The following is a 17,399-nucleotide window of genomic DNA, read 5'->3' as shown; positions in this document are numbered from 1 at the left end:
TCATGGCTGACTATCGGGGTAGAAAAGTCGTCATCATCGGGCTGGGCCTGACCGGTCTCTCCTGTGTTGATTTCTTTTTAGCGCAGGGCGTCACGCCTCGCGTGATGGACACCCGTGTCTCGCCGCCGGGGCTGGATAAATTACCCGGGCAGGTTGAACGCCATCTGGGCGGCATTAATGGTGACTGGTTACTGGCGGCCGATCTGATTGTTGCCAGCCCAGGCGTTGCGCTGGCGCATCCGATTCTCAGCGAAGCGGTTGAAGCCGGAATTGAAATCGTCGGTGACATTGAGCTGTTCTGCCGCGAGGCGCAGGCACCCATCGTGGCAATTACCGGTTCCAACGGCAAAAGCACCGTGACCACGCTGGTGGGTGAAATGGCGAAAGCCGCAGGCTGGCAGGCAGGCGTCGGCGGCAATATCGGTCTGCCCGCGCTAAGTCTGCTGCAATCACCGGCCCAGCTTTATGTCCTGGAACTCTCCAGCTTCCAGCTTGAGACCACGCACAGCCTGAAAGCGGCTGCGGCAACCGTGCTTAATGTTACCGAAGATCATATGGATCGCTATCCGCTGGGTATGCAGCAGTATCGTGCCGCCAAGCTGCGGGTTTACGAGAACGCGCAGACCTGCATCGTTAACGCCGATGATGCGCTGACGATGCCGGTTCGAGGTGCGGATAAGCGCTGTGTCAGCTTTGGTGTCGATTTCGGTGACTACCACCTTAACAAGCAGCAGGGCAGTATCTGGCTACGGGTGAAAGGCGAGAAAGTCCTGAACACCGCTGAAATGAAGATGGTGGGACAGCATAACTACACCAACGCACTGGCCGCGCTGGCGCTGGCCGATGCGGTCGGTCTGCCACGCGCCTCCAGCCTCGCGGCCTTAACGCAATTTAACGGTCTGGCGCATCGCTTCCAGCTGGTCCATGAACACCAGGGTGTGCGCTGGATTAATGACTCCAAAGCGACCAACGTCGGCAGCACCGAAGCGGCGCTGAATGGCCTGCAGGTAACAGGCACTTTATGGCTGCTGATGGGCGGTGATGGCAAATCAGCCGATTTTACGCCGCTGATTCCCTGGCTGCAGGGTGACAATGTGCGTATCTACTGTTTTGGCCGCGACGGCGATGCGCTGGCAGCGCTGCGTCCTGACATCGCTGTGCGCACGGAAACGATGCGACAGGCGATGGAGCAGATCGCGCCGCAGGTCAAAGCAGGCGATATGGTTCTGCTGTCGCCCGCCTGTGCCAGCCTTGACCAGTTCCGTAACTTTGAGCAGCGCGGCGATCAGTTCGCGCAACTGGCGAAGGAGCTGAGCTGATGCGTATTCCTGGCACCGGACTGGCTCACTATTTCTCAGGACGCCTGAAAGATTGGGTCATGGGCGCACGCGAAAGTGATGACACTTCACTGGTGCTCTATGACCGCACGCTGTTATGGCTGACGCTGGGCCTGGCGGTGATTGGTTTTGTGATGGTGACCTCAGCCTCTATGCCAGTGGGGCAGCGTCTGAATGACGATCTCTTTTACTTTGCGAAGCGTGATGCGTTTTACATCGTGCTGGCTTTAGGTATGGCGCTGGTTACGCTGCGGGTACCGATGGATTTCTGGCAGCGCTATAGCAATGTGATGCTTATGGTCACGATTGTCATGCTGCTGATTGTTCTGGTGGTCGGTAGCTCGGTTAATGGTGCATCGCGCTGGATCGCCCTGGGTCCGTTGCGTATCCAGCCTGCTGAGCTGTCGAAACTCTCCCTGTTCTGCTATCTCGCCAGTTACCTGGTGCGCAAAGTGGAAGAGGTGCGTAACAACTTCTGGGGCTTCTGTAAGCCGATGGGCGTGATGGTCGTGCTGGCGGTGTTACTGCTGGCGCAGCCGGACCTGGGTACGGTGGTGGTGCTGTTTGTCACCACCCTGGCGATGCTGTTCCTGGCGGGAGCCAAACTGTGGCAGTTCATGGCCATCATCGGCTCCGGTATTTTTGCGGTAATTCTGCTGATTATTGCCGAACCTTATCGTATGCGCCGTGTGACCTCGTTCTGGAACCCGTGGGAAGATCCCTTTGGTAGTGGCTACCAGCTGACGCAGTCTCTGATGGCATTTGGTCGCGGGGAATTCTGGGGGCAGGGACTCGGTAACTCGGTGCAAAAGCTGGAATATCTGCCGGAAGCGCACACCGACTTTATTTTCGCCATTATCGGGGAAGAACTCGGCTATGTCGGTGTGGTGCTGGCACTTTTAATGGTATTCTTCGTCGCTTTTCGTGCGATGTCGATTGGCCGTCGTGCTCTGGAACTGGATCAGCGTTTTTCCGGCTTTTTGGCCTGTTCAATCGGTGTCTGGTTCAGCTTCCAGGCGCTGGTTAACGTCGGGGCTGCAGCCGGTATGTTACCGACCAAAGGCCTGACCTTACCGCTGATCAGTTACGGTGGTTCGAGTCTGATCATTATGTCGACCGCCATCGTCTTTTTATTACGCATAGATTATGAAACGCGCCTGGCGAAAGCGCAGGCGTTTACCCGAGGTGGTCGATGAGCGGTAAGCGATTGATGGTGATGGCAGGCGGAACCGGCGGACATGTCTTTCCCGGTCTGGCTGTCGCCCATCATCTGATGGAACAGGGCTGGCAGGTTCGCTGGTTAGGCACCGCCGACCGCATGGAAGCCGATCTGGTGCCAAAGCATGGCATCGACATCGACTTCATCCGCATCAGCGGGTTACGCGGGAAAGGCATGAAAGCGCTGCTGCTGGCACCGCTGCGCATCTTCAATGCCTGGCGTCAGGCGCGTCGCATCATGAAAGCCTGGCAACCGGATGTAGTGCTGGGTATGGGCGGCTACGTTTCCGGCCCTGGTGGCTTAGCGGCGTGGAGCTGTGGTATTCCTGTGGTGCTGCATGAGCAGAATGGGATCGCCGGGCTGACTAATAAATGGCTGGCGAAAATCGCCACCAAAGTTTTGCAGGCGTTTCCGGGCGCGTTTCCCGCCGCCGATGTGGTGGGGAATCCGGTGCGTACTGATGTTCTGGCTCTGCCTTTGCCCGCGCAACGTCTGGCAGATCGTCATGGCCCGGTTCGGGTACTGGTGATTGGCGGCAGTCAGGGGGCGCGAATACTGAATCAGACGCTGCCGCAGATTGCGGCGCTGGTGGGTGATGAGATCACCCTGTGGCATCAGACCGGTAAAGGTGCACAGCCCGAAACAGAGAAAGCGTATCAGCAGGCCGGACAGACGCAGCATAAGGTCACTGAGTTTATTGATGACATGGCTGCCGCCTACGCCTGGGCCGATGTAGTGGTGTGCCGCTCCGGCGCGTTAACCGTGAGTGAAGTCGCTGCCGCAGGTTTACCGGCGATTTTCGTGCCGTTTCAGCACAAAGATCGCCAGCAGTACTGGAACGCGCTGCCGCTGGAAAAAGCGGGGGCCGCCAGAATTTTTGAGCAGCCGCAGTTTACTGCGGAGGCTGTAGCGGATCTGCTACGCCACTGGGATCGCGCAACACTGCTGACGATGGCTGAGCAGGCCCGTCAGGTAGCGATCCCCGATGCGACTGAACGGGTCGCTCTGGAAGTGGCTCGCGCCGCAAAGTAATCATTCCGGTCAGCGTGGCTGACCTGTACCCGGAGTGGGTACAAACTGAAATAGCAGGTAACTGAGAGCGATGAATACACAACAATTGGCAAAACTGCGTTCTATCGTGCCCGAGATGCGTCGCGTCCGGCACATCCACTTTGTCGGCATCGGTGGTGCTGGCATGGGCGGTATTGCCGAAGTGTTAGCAAATGAAGGCTACCATATCAGCGGTTCAGATCTGGCCCCTAACCCGGTGACGCAGAACCTGATCGCGCTGGGTGCCACCATTTATTTTAACCATCGCCCCGAAAATGTGACCGATGCCAGCGTCGTCGTCGTCTCAAGCGCCGTATCGCAGGATAACCCGGAACTGGTGGCAGCACGTGAGCAGCGTATCCCAGTGATCCGTCGCGCGGAGATGCTGGCTGAACTCATGCGTTTCCGTCACGGCATCGCCGTTGCGGGTACGCATGGCAAAACGACCACTACGGCGATGGTGTCGAGTATTTATGCGGAAGCGGGTCTTGATCCGACCTTCGTTAACGGCGGTCTGGTTAAAGCAGCAGGTACGCATGCGCGTCTGGGTAACAGCCGCTATCTGATTGCCGAAGCAGATGAGAGCGATGCGTCGTTTCTGCATCTGCAGCCGATGGTGGCGATTGTGACCAACATCGAAGCTGACCATATGGACACCTATCAGGGCGATTTTGAGAACCTGAAGCAGACGTTTATTAACTTCCTGCATAACCTGCCGTTTTACGGTCGGGCGGTGATGTGTGTGGACGATGCGGTCATCCGTGATCTGATACCGCGTGTGGGACGTCATATCACCACGTACGGTTTCAGTGACGATGCTGACCTGCGCATTGAAAATTATGAGCAGAGTGGCGCGCAGGGGCATTTCACCCTGATCCGTCAGGATAAAGCGCCGCTGCAGATTACGCTGAACGCGCCGGGTCGCCACAACGCCCTGAACGCGGCGGCAGCGGTCGCCGTCGCCACTGAAGAGGGCATTGAAGACAATGCCATCCTGGCTGCGCTGGAGAGTTTCCAGGGGACGGGTCGTCGCTTTGATGTGCTGGGTGAATTCCCGACAGAGCCGGTCAACGGACAGCCGGGCAGTGCAATGCTGGTAGATGATTACGGTCATCATCCCACCGAAGTGGACGCGACGATTAAAGCCGCGCGCGCAGGCTGGCCGGATAAAAAACTGGTGATGGTGTTTCAGCCGCACCGTTACAGCCGCACCCGCGATCTGTTTGATGATTTCGCCAACGTGCTGTCGCATGTTGATGTGTTGCTGATGCTGGATGTGTACTCCGCAGGTGAAACCGCGATTCCGGGTGCCGACAGCCGTTCGCTGTGCCGTGCCATTCGTAACCGGGGCAAGGTTGATCCGATTCTGGTGCCGGAACATGACGCGCTGCCGGAGATGCTGGCACCGCTGCTGTCAGGTAATGACCTGATTCTGGTACAGGGTGCCGGTAACGTCGGCAAGGTTGCCCGCAAGCTGGCGGAGACTAAGCTCCAGCCGGAACGCAAAGCGGAGGATCGTCATGGCGGATAAAGTTGCCGTATTAATGGGCGGCACCTCAGCAGAGCGTGAGGTTTCGCTGAACTCGGGTCAGGCCGTCGTCGCCGGACTGCGTGAAATGGGCATCGATGCGCATGGCGTCGATACCCGTGATGTGTCGGTGCTGACGCTGAAAGAGCAGGGCTTTACCAAAGCCTTTATCGCGCTGCATGGCCGGGGCGGTGAAGATGGCACGATGCAGGCCGTGCTGGAGTTTCTGCAACTGCCTTACACTGGCAGCGGCGTGATGGCATCCGCGGTGACCATGGATAAGTTGCGCACCAAACTGCTGTGGCAGGGGCGCGGATTACCGTCAGGAAAGTTTGTCTGGCTGACGCGTCAGCAGTTTGATGGCGGGCTGGATGCAGAGAGCAACGCGGCCATTACAGCACTGGGTCTGCCACTGTTTGTTAAGCCAGCCTGCGAAGGCTCCAGTGTGGGAATCAGCCGGGTTAACGAGCTGAGCGCGCTGCCTGCCGCACTGAAAATGGCGTTTAAGCACGACAATGACGTACTGGTCGAGGCGTTTCTCAGCGGCGCAGAGTATACCGTCGCGATTGTGGGTGATCGTATTCTGCCCTCAATTGAAATAAAGAGCGCCAGTGAGTTCTATGACTATGAAGCTAAATACATTTCTGACGATACTCAGTACGTCTGTCCGGCCGATTTGAGCGCTGAACGTGAAGCTGAATTACAGCAGCTGGTGCTGGCGGCCTGGCGTGCACTGGGCTGTCGTGGCTGGGGACGGGTTGATGTGATGACGGATGAGGCAGGGAATTTCCAGCTACTGGAAGCCAATACCTCGCCGGGCATGACCAGCCACAGTCTGGTTCCTATGGCAGCGAAACAGGCGGGCATGCGTTTCCCGCAGCTGGTTGCCCATATTCTGGAGCTGGCCGACTGATATGTCACAGGCGGCGATGAGAGTTCGAAACCGTGAACCGCAGGAGCGTATCCGCACCGGGCGCAGTAACGGAGCCCGACTGTTCGGCATTGTTTTTCTGCTGATGGTTATCGGGATTATGGTTGCCGGCGGGCTGGCGGTGCTGAAGTGGATGAACGATGCGTCCCGGCTGCCGCTGTCAAAACTGGTGGTGACAGGACAGACGCACTACACCACCCACGACGATATCCGCCAGGCGATTCTGTCGCTGGGTCCGCCTGGCACGTTTATGTCTCAGGATGTGGATATCCTGCAGCAGCAGATTGAGCGGCTGCCGTGGATTAAGCAGGTCAGCGTGCGTAAGCAGTGGCCAGACGAACTGAAAATCCATCTGGTGGAGTATACGCCAGTGGCACGCTGGAACGATGTGCATATGGTGGATGCTGAAGGGGTCTCCTTCAGCGTACCCGCCAGTCATGCCGGCAAAGAGACAATGCCGATGTTGTATGGGCCTGAAGGGAGCGAGAAAGAGGTCCTGGCGGGCTATCACAGCATGGATGATGTGCTGAAAGCCCGGAAGTTTACTCTGAAGGTGGCGTCGATGACGGCCCGGCGTTCATGGCAGCTGGTGACCAGCGATGATGTACGTATCGAACTGGGGCGCAGCGACACCATGAAACGACTGAATCGCTTTATTGAGCTCTACCCGGTGCTGCAACAGCAAGGTCAGAACGAGAGCAAACGTATCAGCTACGTGGATTTGCGATACGACTCTGGCGCTTCTGTTGGCTGGACACCGGTCGTGATGGAGCCACAGGACAGTAATCAGCAACAGAACCAGGCACAGGCTAAACAACAATGATCAAGGCAACGGACAGAAAACTGGTAGTTGGACTCGAAATCGGCACTGCAAAGGTTGCCGCCCTGGTTGGGGAAGTTCTGCCCGATGGTATGGTCAATATTATTGGGGTGGGCAGCTGCCCTTCCCGCGGTATGGATAAAGGTGGCGTAAACGACCTTGAGTCGGTGGTGAAATGCGTTCAGCGCGCCATCGATCAGGCTGAGCTGATGGCAGATTGCCAGATCTCCTCCGTCTACCTTGCTTTATCGGGCAAACATATCAGTTGTCAGAACGAAATCGGGATGGTTCCGATTTCGGAAGAGGAAGTGACTCAGGATGATGTAGAGAACGTTGTACATACCGCCAAATCGGTGAGAGTACGTGACGAGCACCGCATCCTGCACGTGATTCCTCAGGAATACGCAATTGATTATCAGGAAGGGATTAAGAATCCGGTCGGACTGTCCGGCGTGCGCATGCAGGCAAAAGTGCACCTGATCACCTGCCACAACGATATGGCGAAGAACATCGTTAAAGCTGTTGAGCGCTGCGGACTGAAAGTGGATCAGCTGATTTTTGCCGGCCTCGCCTCCAGTTTTGCGGTTCTGACTGAAGACGAACGTGAGCTGGGCGTCTGTGTTGTCGATATTGGTGGCGGTACAATGGACATAGCCGTATATACCGGCGGCGCTTTGCGGCACACTAAGGTGATTCCGTATGCAGGCAACGTTGTCACCAGCGATATCGCCTATGCATTTGGTACACCACCAACGGATGCTGAGGCGATTAAAGTGCGCCATGGTTGCGCGCTGGGCTCGATTGTCGGCAAAGATGAAAACGTTGAAGTGCCAAGTGTAGGCGGACGCCCACCGCGTAGCCTGCAACGTCAGACGCTGGCGGAAGTGATTGAACCGCGTTATACCGAACTTTTGAATCTGGTCAATGACGAGATTCTGCAGTTACAGGAACAACTGCGTCAGCAGGGCGTCAAGCATCATCTGGCCGCAGGCATTGTCCTGACCGGTGGTGCAGCGCAAATCGAAGGACTGGCGGCCTGTGCGCAACGCGTATTCCATACGCAGGTGCGTATCGGACAGCCGCTGAATATTACCGGGCTGACTGACTATGCGCAGGAATCATACTACTCCACCGCTGTGGGACTGTTGCATTACGGCAAAGAGTCGCACATGAACGGTGATGCAGAGACCGAAAAACGGGTTTCAGTAGGTAACTGGTTCAAGCGTATTAACAGTTGGTTAAAAAAAGAGTTTTAATTTTTGTGAAAGGGGATCATGCTGTTTTCTTTAGTGATCTCCAGGCGACAGGCACATAACGGAGAGAAATCATGTTTGAACCTATGGAATTAACCAACGACGCGGTGATTAAAGTCATCGGCGTCGGTGGCGGCGGCGGTAACGCCGTAGAGCACATGGTACGCGAACGTATCGAAGGTGTGGAATTCTTTGCTGTAAATACCGACGCGCAAGCGCTGCGTAAAACAGCTGTCGGCCAGACCATCCAGATCGGTAATAACATTACCAAAGGTCTGGGTGCGGGTGCGAACCCGGAAGTGGGCCGTAACTCTGCAGAAGAAGATCGCGAAGCACTGCGGGCTGCGCTGGAAGGGGCAGACATGGTCTTCATCGCAGCAGGCATGGGCGGCGGCACTGGTACCGGTGCCGCACCTGTAGTCGCTGAAGTGGCCAAGGATCTCGGTATCCTGACGGTGGCGGTTGTCACCAAGCCATTCAACTTCGAAGGCAAGAAACGCATGGCGTTTGCCGAGCAGGGGATCGCTGAACTCTCCAAGCATGTCGATTCACTGATCACCATTCCAAACGACAAGCTGCTGAAAGTGCTGGGTCGTGGCATTTCCCTGCTGGATGCGTTTGGCGCGGCCAATGACGTGCTGAAAGGTGCCGTCCAGGGTATCGCCGAACTGATTACTCGTCCGGGCCTGATGAACGTCGACTTTGCTGACGTGCGTACCGTGATGTCCGAAATGGGCTATGCAATGATGGGTTCAGGCGTGGCGTGCGGTGAAGATCGTGCAGAAGAAGCGGCTGAAATGGCGATCTCCAGCCCGCTGCTGGAAGATATCGACCTGTCAGGTGCCCGTGGCGTGCTGGTCAACATTACTGCGGGCTTCGACCTGCGTCTGGATGAGTTCGAAACCGTGGGTAACACTATCCGCGCCTTCGCTTCTGACAACGCAACCGTGGTAATCGGTACGTCGCTGGATCCGGAGATGAACGATGAACTGCGCGTTACCGTGGTAGCAACCGGTATCGGTATGGACAAGCGTCCGGAAATCACCCTGGTGACGAACAAGCCAGCCAGCCAGCCCGTGATGGATCATCGCTATCAGCAGCACGGTATGTCGCCGCTGCCGCAGGAGCAGAAGCCTGCTGCCAAAGTCGTTAACGACCAGGCTGCGCAGTCGAATAAAGAGCCAGACTATCTTGATATTCCGGCCTTTTTACGTAAGCAGGCCGACTAGGATTAACCCTATAATTGGGATTCTCCGCTCTTTGTGCTAAAGTGTCTGTCCGCTGGTAAAGTATACTGGCGGTCGGAAAGGTGATACTGCGAGATAATGCGATGATCAAACAAAGGACATTAAAACGTATTGTTCAGGCGACTGGCGTCGGTTTACACACCGGCAAAAAAGTCACACTGACATTACGCCCTGCGTCGGCTAATACCGGGGTCATCTATCGTCGCACCGACTTGAATCCACCGGTAGATTTTCCGGCTGATGCAAAATACGTGCGCGACACCATGCTGAGTACGTGCCTGGTGAACGATGAAGGCGTGCGTATTTCAACGGTTGAACACCTTAATGCCGCCCTGGCGGGTCTGGGTATTGACAACATTATTGTTGAAGTCGATGCGCCAGAAATCCCGATCATGGATGGTAGCGCAGCACCGTTTATCTATTTGCTGATGGATGCGGGCATCGAGCAGCTCAACAGCGCGAAGAAATTTGTGCGTGTTAAGCAGACCGTGCGTGTGGAAGAGGGTGACAAATGGGCTGAGATCAAACCGTATAACGGTTTCTCGCTCGATTTCACCATCGACTTCAAACATCCGGCTATCGATTCCAGCTCACAGCGCTATGCGATGAACTTCTCTGCTGACGCCTTTGTTCGTCAAATCAGCCGGGCGCGTACATTTGGCTTTATGCGTGAAATCGAATATCTGCAGTCTAAAGGCCTGTGCCTGGGCGGTAGCTTAGATTGTGCGATAGGTCTGGATGATTTCCGCGTACTGAATGAAGAAGGTCTGCGTTTTGAAGACGAGTTTGTCCGTCACAAAATGCTGGACGCGATTGGCGACTTGTTTATGTGTGGTCACAACATCATTGGCGCATTTACTGCGTTCAAATCGGGCCACGCGCTGAACAACAAGCTGTTGCAGGCGGTTCTGGCTAAGCAGGAAGCCTGGGAATGGGCAACCTTCGAAGACGAAGCTGAACTGCCAGTGGCATTCAAAGCACCGAATCTGGTTCTGGCTTAACGGCTCCAGAACGCGAAACGGCTGGTTATGCTGACACCCTCTCCGGTCAGCGGTACCAGCCGTTTTTTTATTGCCTTCCGTAATACACCGGATAACTGCGACCTTACCCGCAAAGTGCTGTCAGTTCTGCTGAATTGCTGAACAATCACACGCGTTTTCTCACGCCGCCTCTTTAATCCCAGGTGTGGATGCCCCACATTAATGTTACTATCTGTGGCGCTTTTACAGGCCGAAATCCGTTGCGGCTCGCGGCGGGTACACGAAATCAAGAGCGCAACAGAGCATGCGCGATGGAAAGGTTGTGATCGGGATTCTTCTGCGCTGGCGACAATTGGGTAGACGCTATTTCTGGCCCCATCTCCTGTTAGGGATGGTCGCGGCCAGCTTTGGCCTGCCAGCCTGTGCGCAAAGCTCCGAACTCAGCGCCTCGCCTGAATCGCCGGCCAGCAGTCTCTTTCTGGGCAATGCTAACCGTTTTGATCATTTAATCCGGCTTCAGGACGCGTCCCGACGTCCAGGCTTCAGCGTGGATTACTGGCATCAGCACGCCATCCGCACCGTTATTCGTCACCTCTCTTTCACGCTGGCACCGCAGGTTCAGGCGGAGCAACAGCAATTACCGCTGGCGGCACAAAAGCTGGCGCTGATCGACTCACTGCATAATTTACTGACATCACATTCTGCGCTGCACACTGCACCGCAGCAGATATCTGCACCGCCTCTTTTCACGGCGACTACCCGCTCATGGGTAGAATGGCATGCCAGCGTGCATGGCATTCGCGCCGGACCCGCCCGATTGTTCTGCTAATATTTTTGGTTTTATTCACTCTGTTTAGATTTCGCAGTCCGGAATGCTCCGGCTGAAAGAGAATATATTTACTATGTTAAGCAAAATATTGACCAAGGTTTTTGGTAGCAGTAACGATCGTACACTGCGCCGCATGCGCAAAGTGGTGGACGTCATCAACAAGATGGAGCCTGATTTCGAGAAGCTCTCTGATGATGAACTGAAAGCGAAAACCGACGAGTTTCGCGAGCGCCTGAAAAAAGGTGAATCGCTGGAGAGCCTGATTCCTGAAGCCTTTGCGACCGTGCGTGAAGCGAGTAAACGTGTGTTCGGCATGCGTCATTTCGACGTTCAGCTGATCGGCGGCATGGTCCTTAACGACCGCTGCATCGCTGAAATGCGTACCGGTGAAGGTAAAACTCTGACTGCGACCCTGCCAGCCTATCTGAATGCGCTATCCGGCAAAGGCGTTCACGTGGTGACCGTCAACGACTATCTGGCCCAGCGTGATGCGGAAAATAACCGTCCACTGTTTGAGTTCCTGGGTTTAAGCATCGGTATCAACATGTCGGGCCTGCCGGCTGTGGCGAAGCGTGAAGCCTATGCTGCTGATATTACCTACGGCACCAACAACGAATATGGCTTTGACTATCTGCGCGACAACATGGCTTTCAGCCCGGAAGAGCGCGTACAGCGTAAACTGCACTATGCGCTGGTGGATGAGGTCGACTCCATCCTGATCGATGAAGCGCGTACGCCGCTGATTATCTCCGGTCCGGCAGAAGACAGTTCTGAGCTTTACACCAAAGTGAACAAGATCATCCCTCATCTGGTTCGCCAGGATAAAGAAGATACCGAAACCCATCAGGGTGAAGGCGACTTCTGGGTCGATGAGAAAGCGCGTCAGGCTCATATGTCTGAGCGTGGTCTGGTGAAAGTGGAAGAGCTGCTGGTCAGCCAGGGCATCATGGAAGCGGGCGAGTCTCTCTACTCACCGACCAACATCATGCTGATGCACCACGTCACGGCGGCGCTGCGTGCGCATGCACTCTTTACCCGCGATGTTGATTACATCGTGAAAGATGGCGAAGTGGTGATTGTCGATGAACACACCGGCCGTACCATGCAGGGCCGTCGCTGGTCCGATGGTCTGCATCAGGCGATTGAAGCGAAAGAAGGCGTTGAGATTCAGAACGAGAACCAGACGCTGGCCTCTATCACTTTCCAGAACTACTTCCGTATTTACGAGAAGCTGGCCGGTATGACCGGGACTGCCGATACCGAAGCGTTCGAATTCAGCTCTATTTACAAGCTCGACACCATTGTGGTGCCAACCAACCGTCCGATGGTACGTAAAGATCTGGCTGACCTGGTTTACATGACCGAGAAAGAGAAGATCGATGCCATTATTGAGGATATCCGTGAGCGTACTGCCAACGGTCAGCCAGTGCTGGTGGGAACCATCTCGATTGAAAAATCAGAAGTGGTTTCTAACGAACTGACCCGTGCCGGTATCAAACATAACGTCCTGAACGCCAAATTCCACGCCCGCGAAGCGGATATCGTGGCGCAGGCCGGTCAGCCGGGTGCGGTCACTATCGCCACCAACATGGCCGGACGTGGTACGGATATTATGCTGGGCGGTAGCTGGCACGCTGAAGTGGCTGAACTGGAAGAGCCGACTGAAGCGCAAATCGAAGAGATTAAAGCGGCATGGCAGATTCGTCACGATGCGGTGCTGGCGTCCGGTGGTTTGCACATCGTCGGCACTGAACGTCACGAATCGCGTCGTATCGATAACCAGCTGCGTGGTCGTGCTGGTCGTCAGGGTGACGCCGGTTCTTCACGCTTCTACCTGTCGATGGAAGATGCGCTGATGCGTATTTTTGCCTCAGACCGCGTCTCGAATATGATGCGTAAACTGGGCATGAAGCCAGGCGAAGCGATTGAGCACCCATGGGTCACCAAAGCGATTGCCAACGCACAGCGTAAAGTTGAAAGCCGTAACTTCGATATTCGTAAGCAGCTGCTGGAATATGATGATGTGGCGAATGACCAGCGTCGCGCGATCTACAGTCAGCGTAATGAGCTGCTGGATGTCTCTGACGTTAGCGAAACCATCAACAGTATTCGCCACGATGTCTATAAAGCCACCATCGACACCTATATTCCGCCACAGTCGCTGGAAGAGATGTGGGATGTGCCGGGTCTGGAAGAGCGTCTGCGTGCTGACTTCGATCTGAACCTGCCAATTGCAGAGTGGCTGGATAAAGAGCCTGACCTGCACGAAGAAGTGCTGCGTGAGCGTATCATGACCCATGCTACGGAAAGCTACGCTGAGAAAGAGCAGATCGTTGGCGCAGAGATGATGCGGAACTTCGAAAAAGGCGTGATGCTCCAGACGCTGGATTCGCTGTGGAAAGAGCATCTGGCTGCGATGGACTATCTGCGTCAGGGCATCCATCTGCGTGGCTATGCGCAGAAAGATCCTAAGCAGGAGTACAAGCGTGAGTCCTTCGCTATGTTCGCTGCGATGCTGGAATCACTGAAGTATGAAGTGATCAGTACCCTGAGCAAAGTGCAGGTGCGCATGCCTGAAGAGGTTGAAGCGATGGAGCAGCAGCGTCGTGAAGAAGCCGAGCGTCTGGCGCAGCAGCAGCAGCTGAGCCACGTAGAAGAGGATGCGCTGGCAGAACCGGCGGCAGAGCAGAGCGGTGAACGTAAAGTCGGCCGCAACGATCCCTGCCCGTGTGGTTCCGGTAAGAAATACAAGCAGTGTCATGGCCGTATCGCCTGATACGCAATGCTGATGAAAAAGGAGCCGCTGGCTCCTTTTTTTATGCCCGCGGCCCATCTCGCCAGAGCAGACGTAAAGCGGTTAACTTCCGCTAGAGCATGTTCTAAAATCAGCCCTCACTCATTACGACCGGACAGTTTCCATGAAGCACCTGCAGGTTGCGGTTGGCATCATTCGCAATGCCAGTAAACAAATTTTCCTTGCCCAGCGCGCGTCAACGTCTTACATGGCGAACAAATGGGAGTTTCCCGGCGGTAAGATTGAAGCGGGCGAAAGCGCGGAAGAGGGGCTCGTCAGAGAACTCCACGAAGAAACCGGTATTGAAGTGACCGATGCGCGCCCGATTGGTCATGCCGACCATACCTATGATGATCTGCGCGTGACGCTGCATTTCTTTCTGGTCGAAGGCTGGAAGGGAGAGCCGTGGGGTAAAGAGGGGCAGCCGCAGCGTTGGGTTGATCAGCAGGCGCTGGTCGCCGACGAATTTCCGGCCGCGAATCATCAGCTGATTGCGCGTCTGGTCGCCGGCGAGCTCTGAGCGGATGGGGCAGTGCGCCCCAGCTTTTTGTCAGCGATCTTCTTCGCTCCAGTTTTCACTGTCGTTCATATCATCGCTGCTGGGAATGCGTTTCTCTTCGGCAGCCCATTCCCCTAAATCGATTAGCTGACAGCGCTTACTGCAAAACGGCCGAAACGGGCTGAGTTCATCCCAGATCACATCTTTGCCGCACTGCGGACAGGAGACGGTCATGACTTCTTGCTGCATAGTTACCTCTAACAACAGGCCAGCTGGAAGTTAAGGCGGGCGGGCACTTCGCCGCGCTCGCTGTCCAGCGGCATAAAACGAATGGCGTAGCGGCTTTTGTGTCCGGACACCTGTGGATAGAGCGCATCGTCCAGCGACAGCTGCAGTCTCAGCAGATCGGCATCCTCGGCATTATCCTGATAAAAGCCATTGAGGCTGGTCTGCGTATGGAACGAACCCGACTGGCGGATCAAATCCAGCACCATCGCCAGGGCATGATGGAGTGGCTCCAGGGTCTGCATCCAGGCCTCAACCTGTGCATCGCGGACTTCCTGTGGCAGATGCAGCCAGATGTGCAGTCCCGGCAAATCAAAGCTGCAGCATCCGCCGGGGATACTCAGTCGCTGACGTACCAGGGCAATCAGACGATCCTCGCGCAGTTGCTGGCCCATACGCGGTGCGTTCATCAACTGCGTTGACTGAATTTTGAGTTTATCGCGCAGGGCATCCACCAGCGTCATATCGACGCCGGGCACGTCAGCCCACGCCCGTAATTTTTGCTGCTGGCGCTCAAGCTCTTTCAACAGTTCTGTCCGCATATCGCCGCGCTCAAAAATATCGAGCAACTCGCCAGTCAGGCGAAAAAAGGTCAGCGCATTAACGGTTTTATCCAGTGGTGTCGTTTCATCTAACTGATTTATCAAAAACTCAACCCGTAACCAGGTTCGCATTTTTTCATTCAGTGGGTGTTCAAACAGAACGGGTGTACTCATGGTATTAATCCTGTTTCGTTGCCGCCAGCCTGAGATAGCGCTGATGAAGTTCGGCTACCTGTGGCAAGGCGTCGTCGGGCTCGCCACTGTTATCAATAATGTCATCGGCACAGGCAAGCCGCTGCTGGCGCGTGGCCTGTGCGGCAAGAATACGTTTCGCCTGTTCGACGGAAAGATGGTCACGTTGCTGGGTGCGCGCTAACTGCGTTGCCTCATCAACGTCTACCACCAGTACCCGATCAGCCTGGTGCTGTAACTGATTTTCCACCAGTAATGGCACCATCCAGAGCACATAAGGTGAGGTGGCCTGGGCGATCAGTTCTCGTGTCCGGGCATTTATCAGCGGATGCAGTAGCGCGTTTAACCAGCATTTCTCTTCAGGCTGCTGAAAAATAATGTCGCGAAGCTGTTTACGATCGAGCATTCCCTGATCCGTCACGATTGACGCGCCATAGCGTGCCTGAATAGCCTGCAAAGCGGGCGTGCCAGGTTCAACAACTTCACGGGCGATCAGGTCAGCGTCAATAATTTCCACGCCAGACGCGGCGAATGCCTGGGCAATCGTACTCTTTCCACTGCCGATTCCCCCTGTAAGCGCGACGGTATAGGGCATGTTTCTCACCTGACTTCATATTCCGACATAGGTTCAGGGTAATGATCTGGATAAAAAAGGCAAAAATGCGCGGCAGATCACACCGATAAAGCACAACTAAATTTAACGGATTGTAGCGTAAATAAAGTGAAATTCGCAGTCTTGTCGCGCAGCGAGAGGCGCGTATCATAACGTCACTGGAGCTGTGCTTACTTCGTGAATGACGATTCATTGCCACTTACCAGGACACTGTTTATGCGTATTGAAGAAGATCTGAAACTGGGCTTTAAAGATGTCTTGATCCGCCCCAAACGTTCAACGCTGCAAAGTCGCTCACAGGTTGAGCTGGAGCGAAGCTTTACCTTCAGACATTCAGGCCTCAGCTGGAGCGGCGTACCGATCATCGCCGCCAACATGGATACCGTCGGCACATTTTCGATGGCCGAGGCGCTGGCCAGTTTCAATATCCTCACTGCCGTCCACAAGCATTACAGCGCAAACGACTGGCGGGCGTTTATTCAGCGCGTGCCTGCGACAGTCCTGAATCATGTGATGGTTTCAACCGGCACGTCAGAAACAGACCTCAGTAAACTGGTCGCGATTATGGCGCTTTCCGACGATCTGCAGTTTATCTGCATTGATGTGGCTAACGGCTACTCACAGCATTTTGTCGATTTCCTGCAGCGCGCGCGTGAAATGTTCCCGGCTAAAACCATCTGTGCCGGTAACGTGGTCACGGGCGAAATGGTGGAAGAGCTTATCCTCTCCGGCGCGGATATCGTCAAAGTCGGTATTGGCCCGGGTTCGGTCTGTACTACGCGGGTGAAAACCGGCGTGGGTTATCCGCAGCTTTCTGCAGTCATTGAGTGTGCTGATGCGGCGCATGGCTTAAGCGGACAGATTGTCAGTGATGGCGGCTGTTCCGTACCGGGCGATATCGCCAAAGCCTTTGGCGGCGGCGCTGACTTCGTGATGCTGGGTGGCATGCTGGCGGCGCATGATGAGTGTGAAGGGCAGGTGGTCGAGGAGAATGGCGAAAGCTTCATGCTCTTTTACGGCATGAGTTCCGAATCGGCAATGAAGCGTCATGTCGGCGGTGTCGCGCAATACCGTGCAGCGGAAGGTAAAACCGTGAAGCTGCCATTGCGGGGGGCGGTCGCTGACACCGCGCGTGATATTCTGGGAGGACTGCGTTCCGCCTGTACGTACGTCGGGGCTGAGCGCCTCAAAGAGCTGACCAAGCGCACGACCTTTATCCGGGTTAACGAGCAGGAAAACCGCGTTTTTAATCGATAGTCTTTCGGGGCGCACTCTGCGCC

Annotated in this window: 16 protein-coding genes; 13 read left to right on the top strand and 3 right to left on the bottom strand. The window is 55.4% G+C overall.

Annotated elements, in window-relative coordinates:
- Positions 1 to 2: 2 nt before the first annotated feature.
- The 12 genes from murD (at position 3) to mutT (ending at position 14,508) form a co-directional block, all read left to right on the top strand.
- Positions 3 to 1,319, top strand: coding sequence for a UDP-N-acetylmuramoyl-L-alanine--D-glutamate ligase (gene murD, locus F3I44_RS08850; protein WP_150010827.1), 1,317 nt, complete (start codon positions 3 to 5; stop codon positions 1,317 to 1,319).
- Complete coding sequence (ftsW, locus tag F3I44_RS08845; protein WP_150010825.1) at positions 1,319 to 2,533, top strand: cell division protein FtsW; 1,215 nt, start codon at positions 1,319 to 1,321, stop codon at positions 2,531 to 2,533. Before murD ends, ftsW begins: the two co-directional genes overlap by 1 nt.
- On the top strand, positions 2,530 to 3,588 hold the full coding sequence (gene murG / locus F3I44_RS08840; protein ID WP_150010823.1) for an undecaprenyldiphospho-muramoylpentapeptide beta-N-acetylglucosaminyltransferase: 1,059 nt from the start codon (positions 2,530 to 2,532) through the stop codon (positions 3,586 to 3,588). The genes ftsW and murG overlap by 4 nt, the downstream gene beginning before the upstream one ends.
- A 70-nt stretch (positions 3,589 to 3,658) precedes the next feature.
- The gene (gene murC / locus F3I44_RS08835) at positions 3,659 to 5,137 is read left to right on the top strand and encodes a UDP-N-acetylmuramate--L-alanine ligase (RefSeq protein WP_150010821.1); all 1,479 of its coding nucleotides are present in this window, start codon (positions 3,659 to 3,661) and stop codon (positions 5,135 to 5,137) included.
- Complete coding sequence (locus tag F3I44_RS08830; protein WP_150010819.1) at positions 5,127 to 6,047, top strand: D-alanine--D-alanine ligase; 921 nt, start codon at positions 5,127 to 5,129, stop codon at positions 6,045 to 6,047. The genes murC and F3I44_RS08830 overlap by 11 nt, the downstream gene beginning before the upstream one ends.
- Before the next feature lies 1 nt (position 6,048).
- Entirely contained in the window at positions 6,049 to 6,888 is an 840-nt protein-coding gene (gene ftsQ / locus F3I44_RS08825) for a cell division protein FtsQ (protein WP_150010817.1), read from the top strand.
- Complete coding sequence (gene ftsA / locus F3I44_RS08820) at positions 6,885 to 8,141, top strand: cell division protein FtsA (RefSeq protein WP_010253890.1); 1,257 nt, start codon at positions 6,885 to 6,887, stop codon at positions 8,139 to 8,141. Before ftsQ ends, ftsA begins: the two co-directional genes overlap by 4 nt.
- A gap of 71 nt (positions 8,142 to 8,212) precedes the next feature.
- Entirely contained in the window at positions 8,213 to 9,367 is a 1,155-nt protein-coding gene (gene ftsZ / locus F3I44_RS08815; protein WP_003854738.1) for a cell division protein FtsZ, read from the top strand.
- A gap of 101 nt (positions 9,368 to 9,468) precedes the next feature.
- The gene (lpxC, locus tag F3I44_RS08810) at positions 9,469 to 10,386 is read left to right on the top strand and encodes a UDP-3-O-acyl-N-acetylglucosamine deacetylase (protein ID WP_013356769.1); all 918 of its coding nucleotides are present in this window, start codon (positions 9,469 to 9,471) and stop codon (positions 10,384 to 10,386) included.
- A gap of 301 nt (positions 10,387 to 10,687) precedes the next feature.
- A complete protein-coding gene (gene secM / locus F3I44_RS08805; protein WP_368668617.1) occupies positions 10,688 to 11,194 on the top strand; it encodes a secA translation cis-regulator SecM in 507 nt (168 codons plus the stop codon).
- Between the two features lie 73 nt (positions 11,195 to 11,267).
- Complete coding sequence (secA, locus tag F3I44_RS08800; RefSeq protein WP_150010813.1) at positions 11,268 to 13,970, top strand: preprotein translocase subunit SecA; 2,703 nt, start codon at positions 11,268 to 11,270, stop codon at positions 13,968 to 13,970.
- A 142-nt stretch (positions 13,971 to 14,112) separates the two neighbouring features.
- Positions 14,113 to 14,508, top strand: a complete 396-nt coding sequence (gene mutT / locus F3I44_RS08795; protein ID WP_009092119.1) for an 8-oxo-dGTP diphosphatase MutT — start codon at positions 14,113 to 14,115, stop codon at positions 14,506 to 14,508.
- Positions 14,509 to 14,538: 30 nt separating this feature from the next.
- Here mutT and yacG read toward each other — a convergent pair whose 3' ends face one another.
- The 3 genes from yacG to coaE are packed head-to-tail and all read right to left on the bottom strand — an operon-like array spanning position 14,539 to position 16,101.
- Positions 14,539 to 14,736, bottom strand: coding sequence for a DNA gyrase inhibitor YacG (gene yacG / locus F3I44_RS08790; protein ID WP_150010811.1), 198 nt, complete (start codon positions 14,734 to 14,736; stop codon positions 14,539 to 14,541).
- A gap of 8 nt (positions 14,737 to 14,744) precedes the next feature.
- The gene (zapD, locus tag F3I44_RS08785) at positions 14,745 to 15,488 is read right to left on the bottom strand and encodes a cell division protein ZapD (RefSeq protein WP_150010809.1); all 744 of its coding nucleotides are present in this window, start codon (positions 15,486 to 15,488) and stop codon (positions 14,745 to 14,747) included.
- Positions 15,489 to 15,492: 4 nt separating this feature from the next.
- Entirely contained in the window at positions 15,493 to 16,101 is a 609-nt protein-coding gene (gene coaE / locus F3I44_RS08780) for a dephospho-CoA kinase (RefSeq protein WP_150010807.1), read from the bottom strand.
- A gap of 234 nt (positions 16,102 to 16,335) precedes the next feature.
- Here coaE and F3I44_RS08775 point away from each other — a divergent pair, with 234 nt between their 5' ends.
- Positions 16,336 to 17,376: a GMP reductase gene (locus F3I44_RS08775; protein WP_150010805.1), complete on the top strand. Its 1,041-nt coding sequence runs from the start codon at positions 16,336 to 16,338 to the stop codon at positions 17,374 to 17,376.
- Positions 17,377 to 17,399: the final 23 nt, after the last annotated feature.

This window comes from Pantoea sp. F_5 (assembly GCF_008631595.1).
Taxonomy (GTDB): domain Bacteria; phylum Pseudomonadota; class Gammaproteobacteria; order Enterobacterales; family Enterobacteriaceae; genus Pantoea; species Pantoea gossypiicola.
This window is presented reverse-complemented; position numbering and strand designations above follow the sequence as displayed.

What these genes read in the sequence shown, in the direction of transcription:
- coaE (WP_150010807.1), bottom strand. Translation starts at nt 16,101, where the DNA reads ATGCCCTATACCGTCGCGCTTACAGGGGGAATCGGCAGTGGAAAGAGT.
- murC (WP_150010821.1), top strand. Translation starts at nt 3,659, where the DNA reads ATGAATACACAACAATTGGCAAAACTGCGTTCTATCGTGCCCGAGATG.
- murD (WP_150010827.1), top strand. Translation starts at nt 3, where the DNA reads ATGGCTGACTATCGGGGTAGAAAAGTCGTCATCATCGGGCTGGGCCTG.
- lpxC (WP_013356769.1), top strand. Translation starts at nt 9,469, where the DNA reads ATGATCAAACAAAGGACATTAAAACGTATTGTTCAGGCGACTGGCGTC.
- murG (WP_150010823.1), top strand. Translation starts at nt 2,530, where the DNA reads ATGAGCGGTAAGCGATTGATGGTGATGGCAGGCGGAACCGGCGGACAT.
- ftsQ (WP_150010817.1), top strand. Translation starts at nt 6,049, where the DNA reads ATGTCACAGGCGGCGATGAGAGTTCGAAACCGTGAACCGCAGGAGCGT.
- F3I44_RS08775 (WP_150010805.1), top strand. Translation starts at nt 16,336, where the DNA reads ATGCGTATTGAAGAAGATCTGAAACTGGGCTTTAAAGATGTCTTGATC.
- zapD (WP_150010809.1), bottom strand. Translation starts at nt 15,488, where the DNA reads ATGAGTACACCCGTTCTGTTTGAACACCCACTGAATGAAAAAATGCGA.
- ftsW (WP_150010825.1), top strand. Translation starts at nt 1,319, where the DNA reads ATGCGTATTCCTGGCACCGGACTGGCTCACTATTTCTCAGGACGCCTG.
- ftsA (WP_010253890.1), top strand. Translation starts at nt 6,885, where the DNA reads ATGATCAAGGCAACGGACAGAAAACTGGTAGTTGGACTCGAAATCGGC.
- mutT (WP_009092119.1), top strand. Translation starts at nt 14,113, where the DNA reads ATGAAGCACCTGCAGGTTGCGGTTGGCATCATTCGCAATGCCAGTAAA.
- ftsZ (WP_003854738.1), top strand. Translation starts at nt 8,213, where the DNA reads ATGTTTGAACCTATGGAATTAACCAACGACGCGGTGATTAAAGTCATC.
- yacG (WP_150010811.1), bottom strand. Translation starts at nt 14,736, where the DNA reads ATGCAGCAAGAAGTCATGACCGTCTCCTGTCCGCAGTGCGGCAAAGAT.
- secA (WP_150010813.1), top strand. Translation starts at nt 11,268, where the DNA reads ATGTTAAGCAAAATATTGACCAAGGTTTTTGGTAGCAGTAACGATCGT.
- F3I44_RS08830 (WP_150010819.1), top strand. Translation starts at nt 5,127, where the DNA reads ATGGCGGATAAAGTTGCCGTATTAATGGGCGGCACCTCAGCAGAGCGT.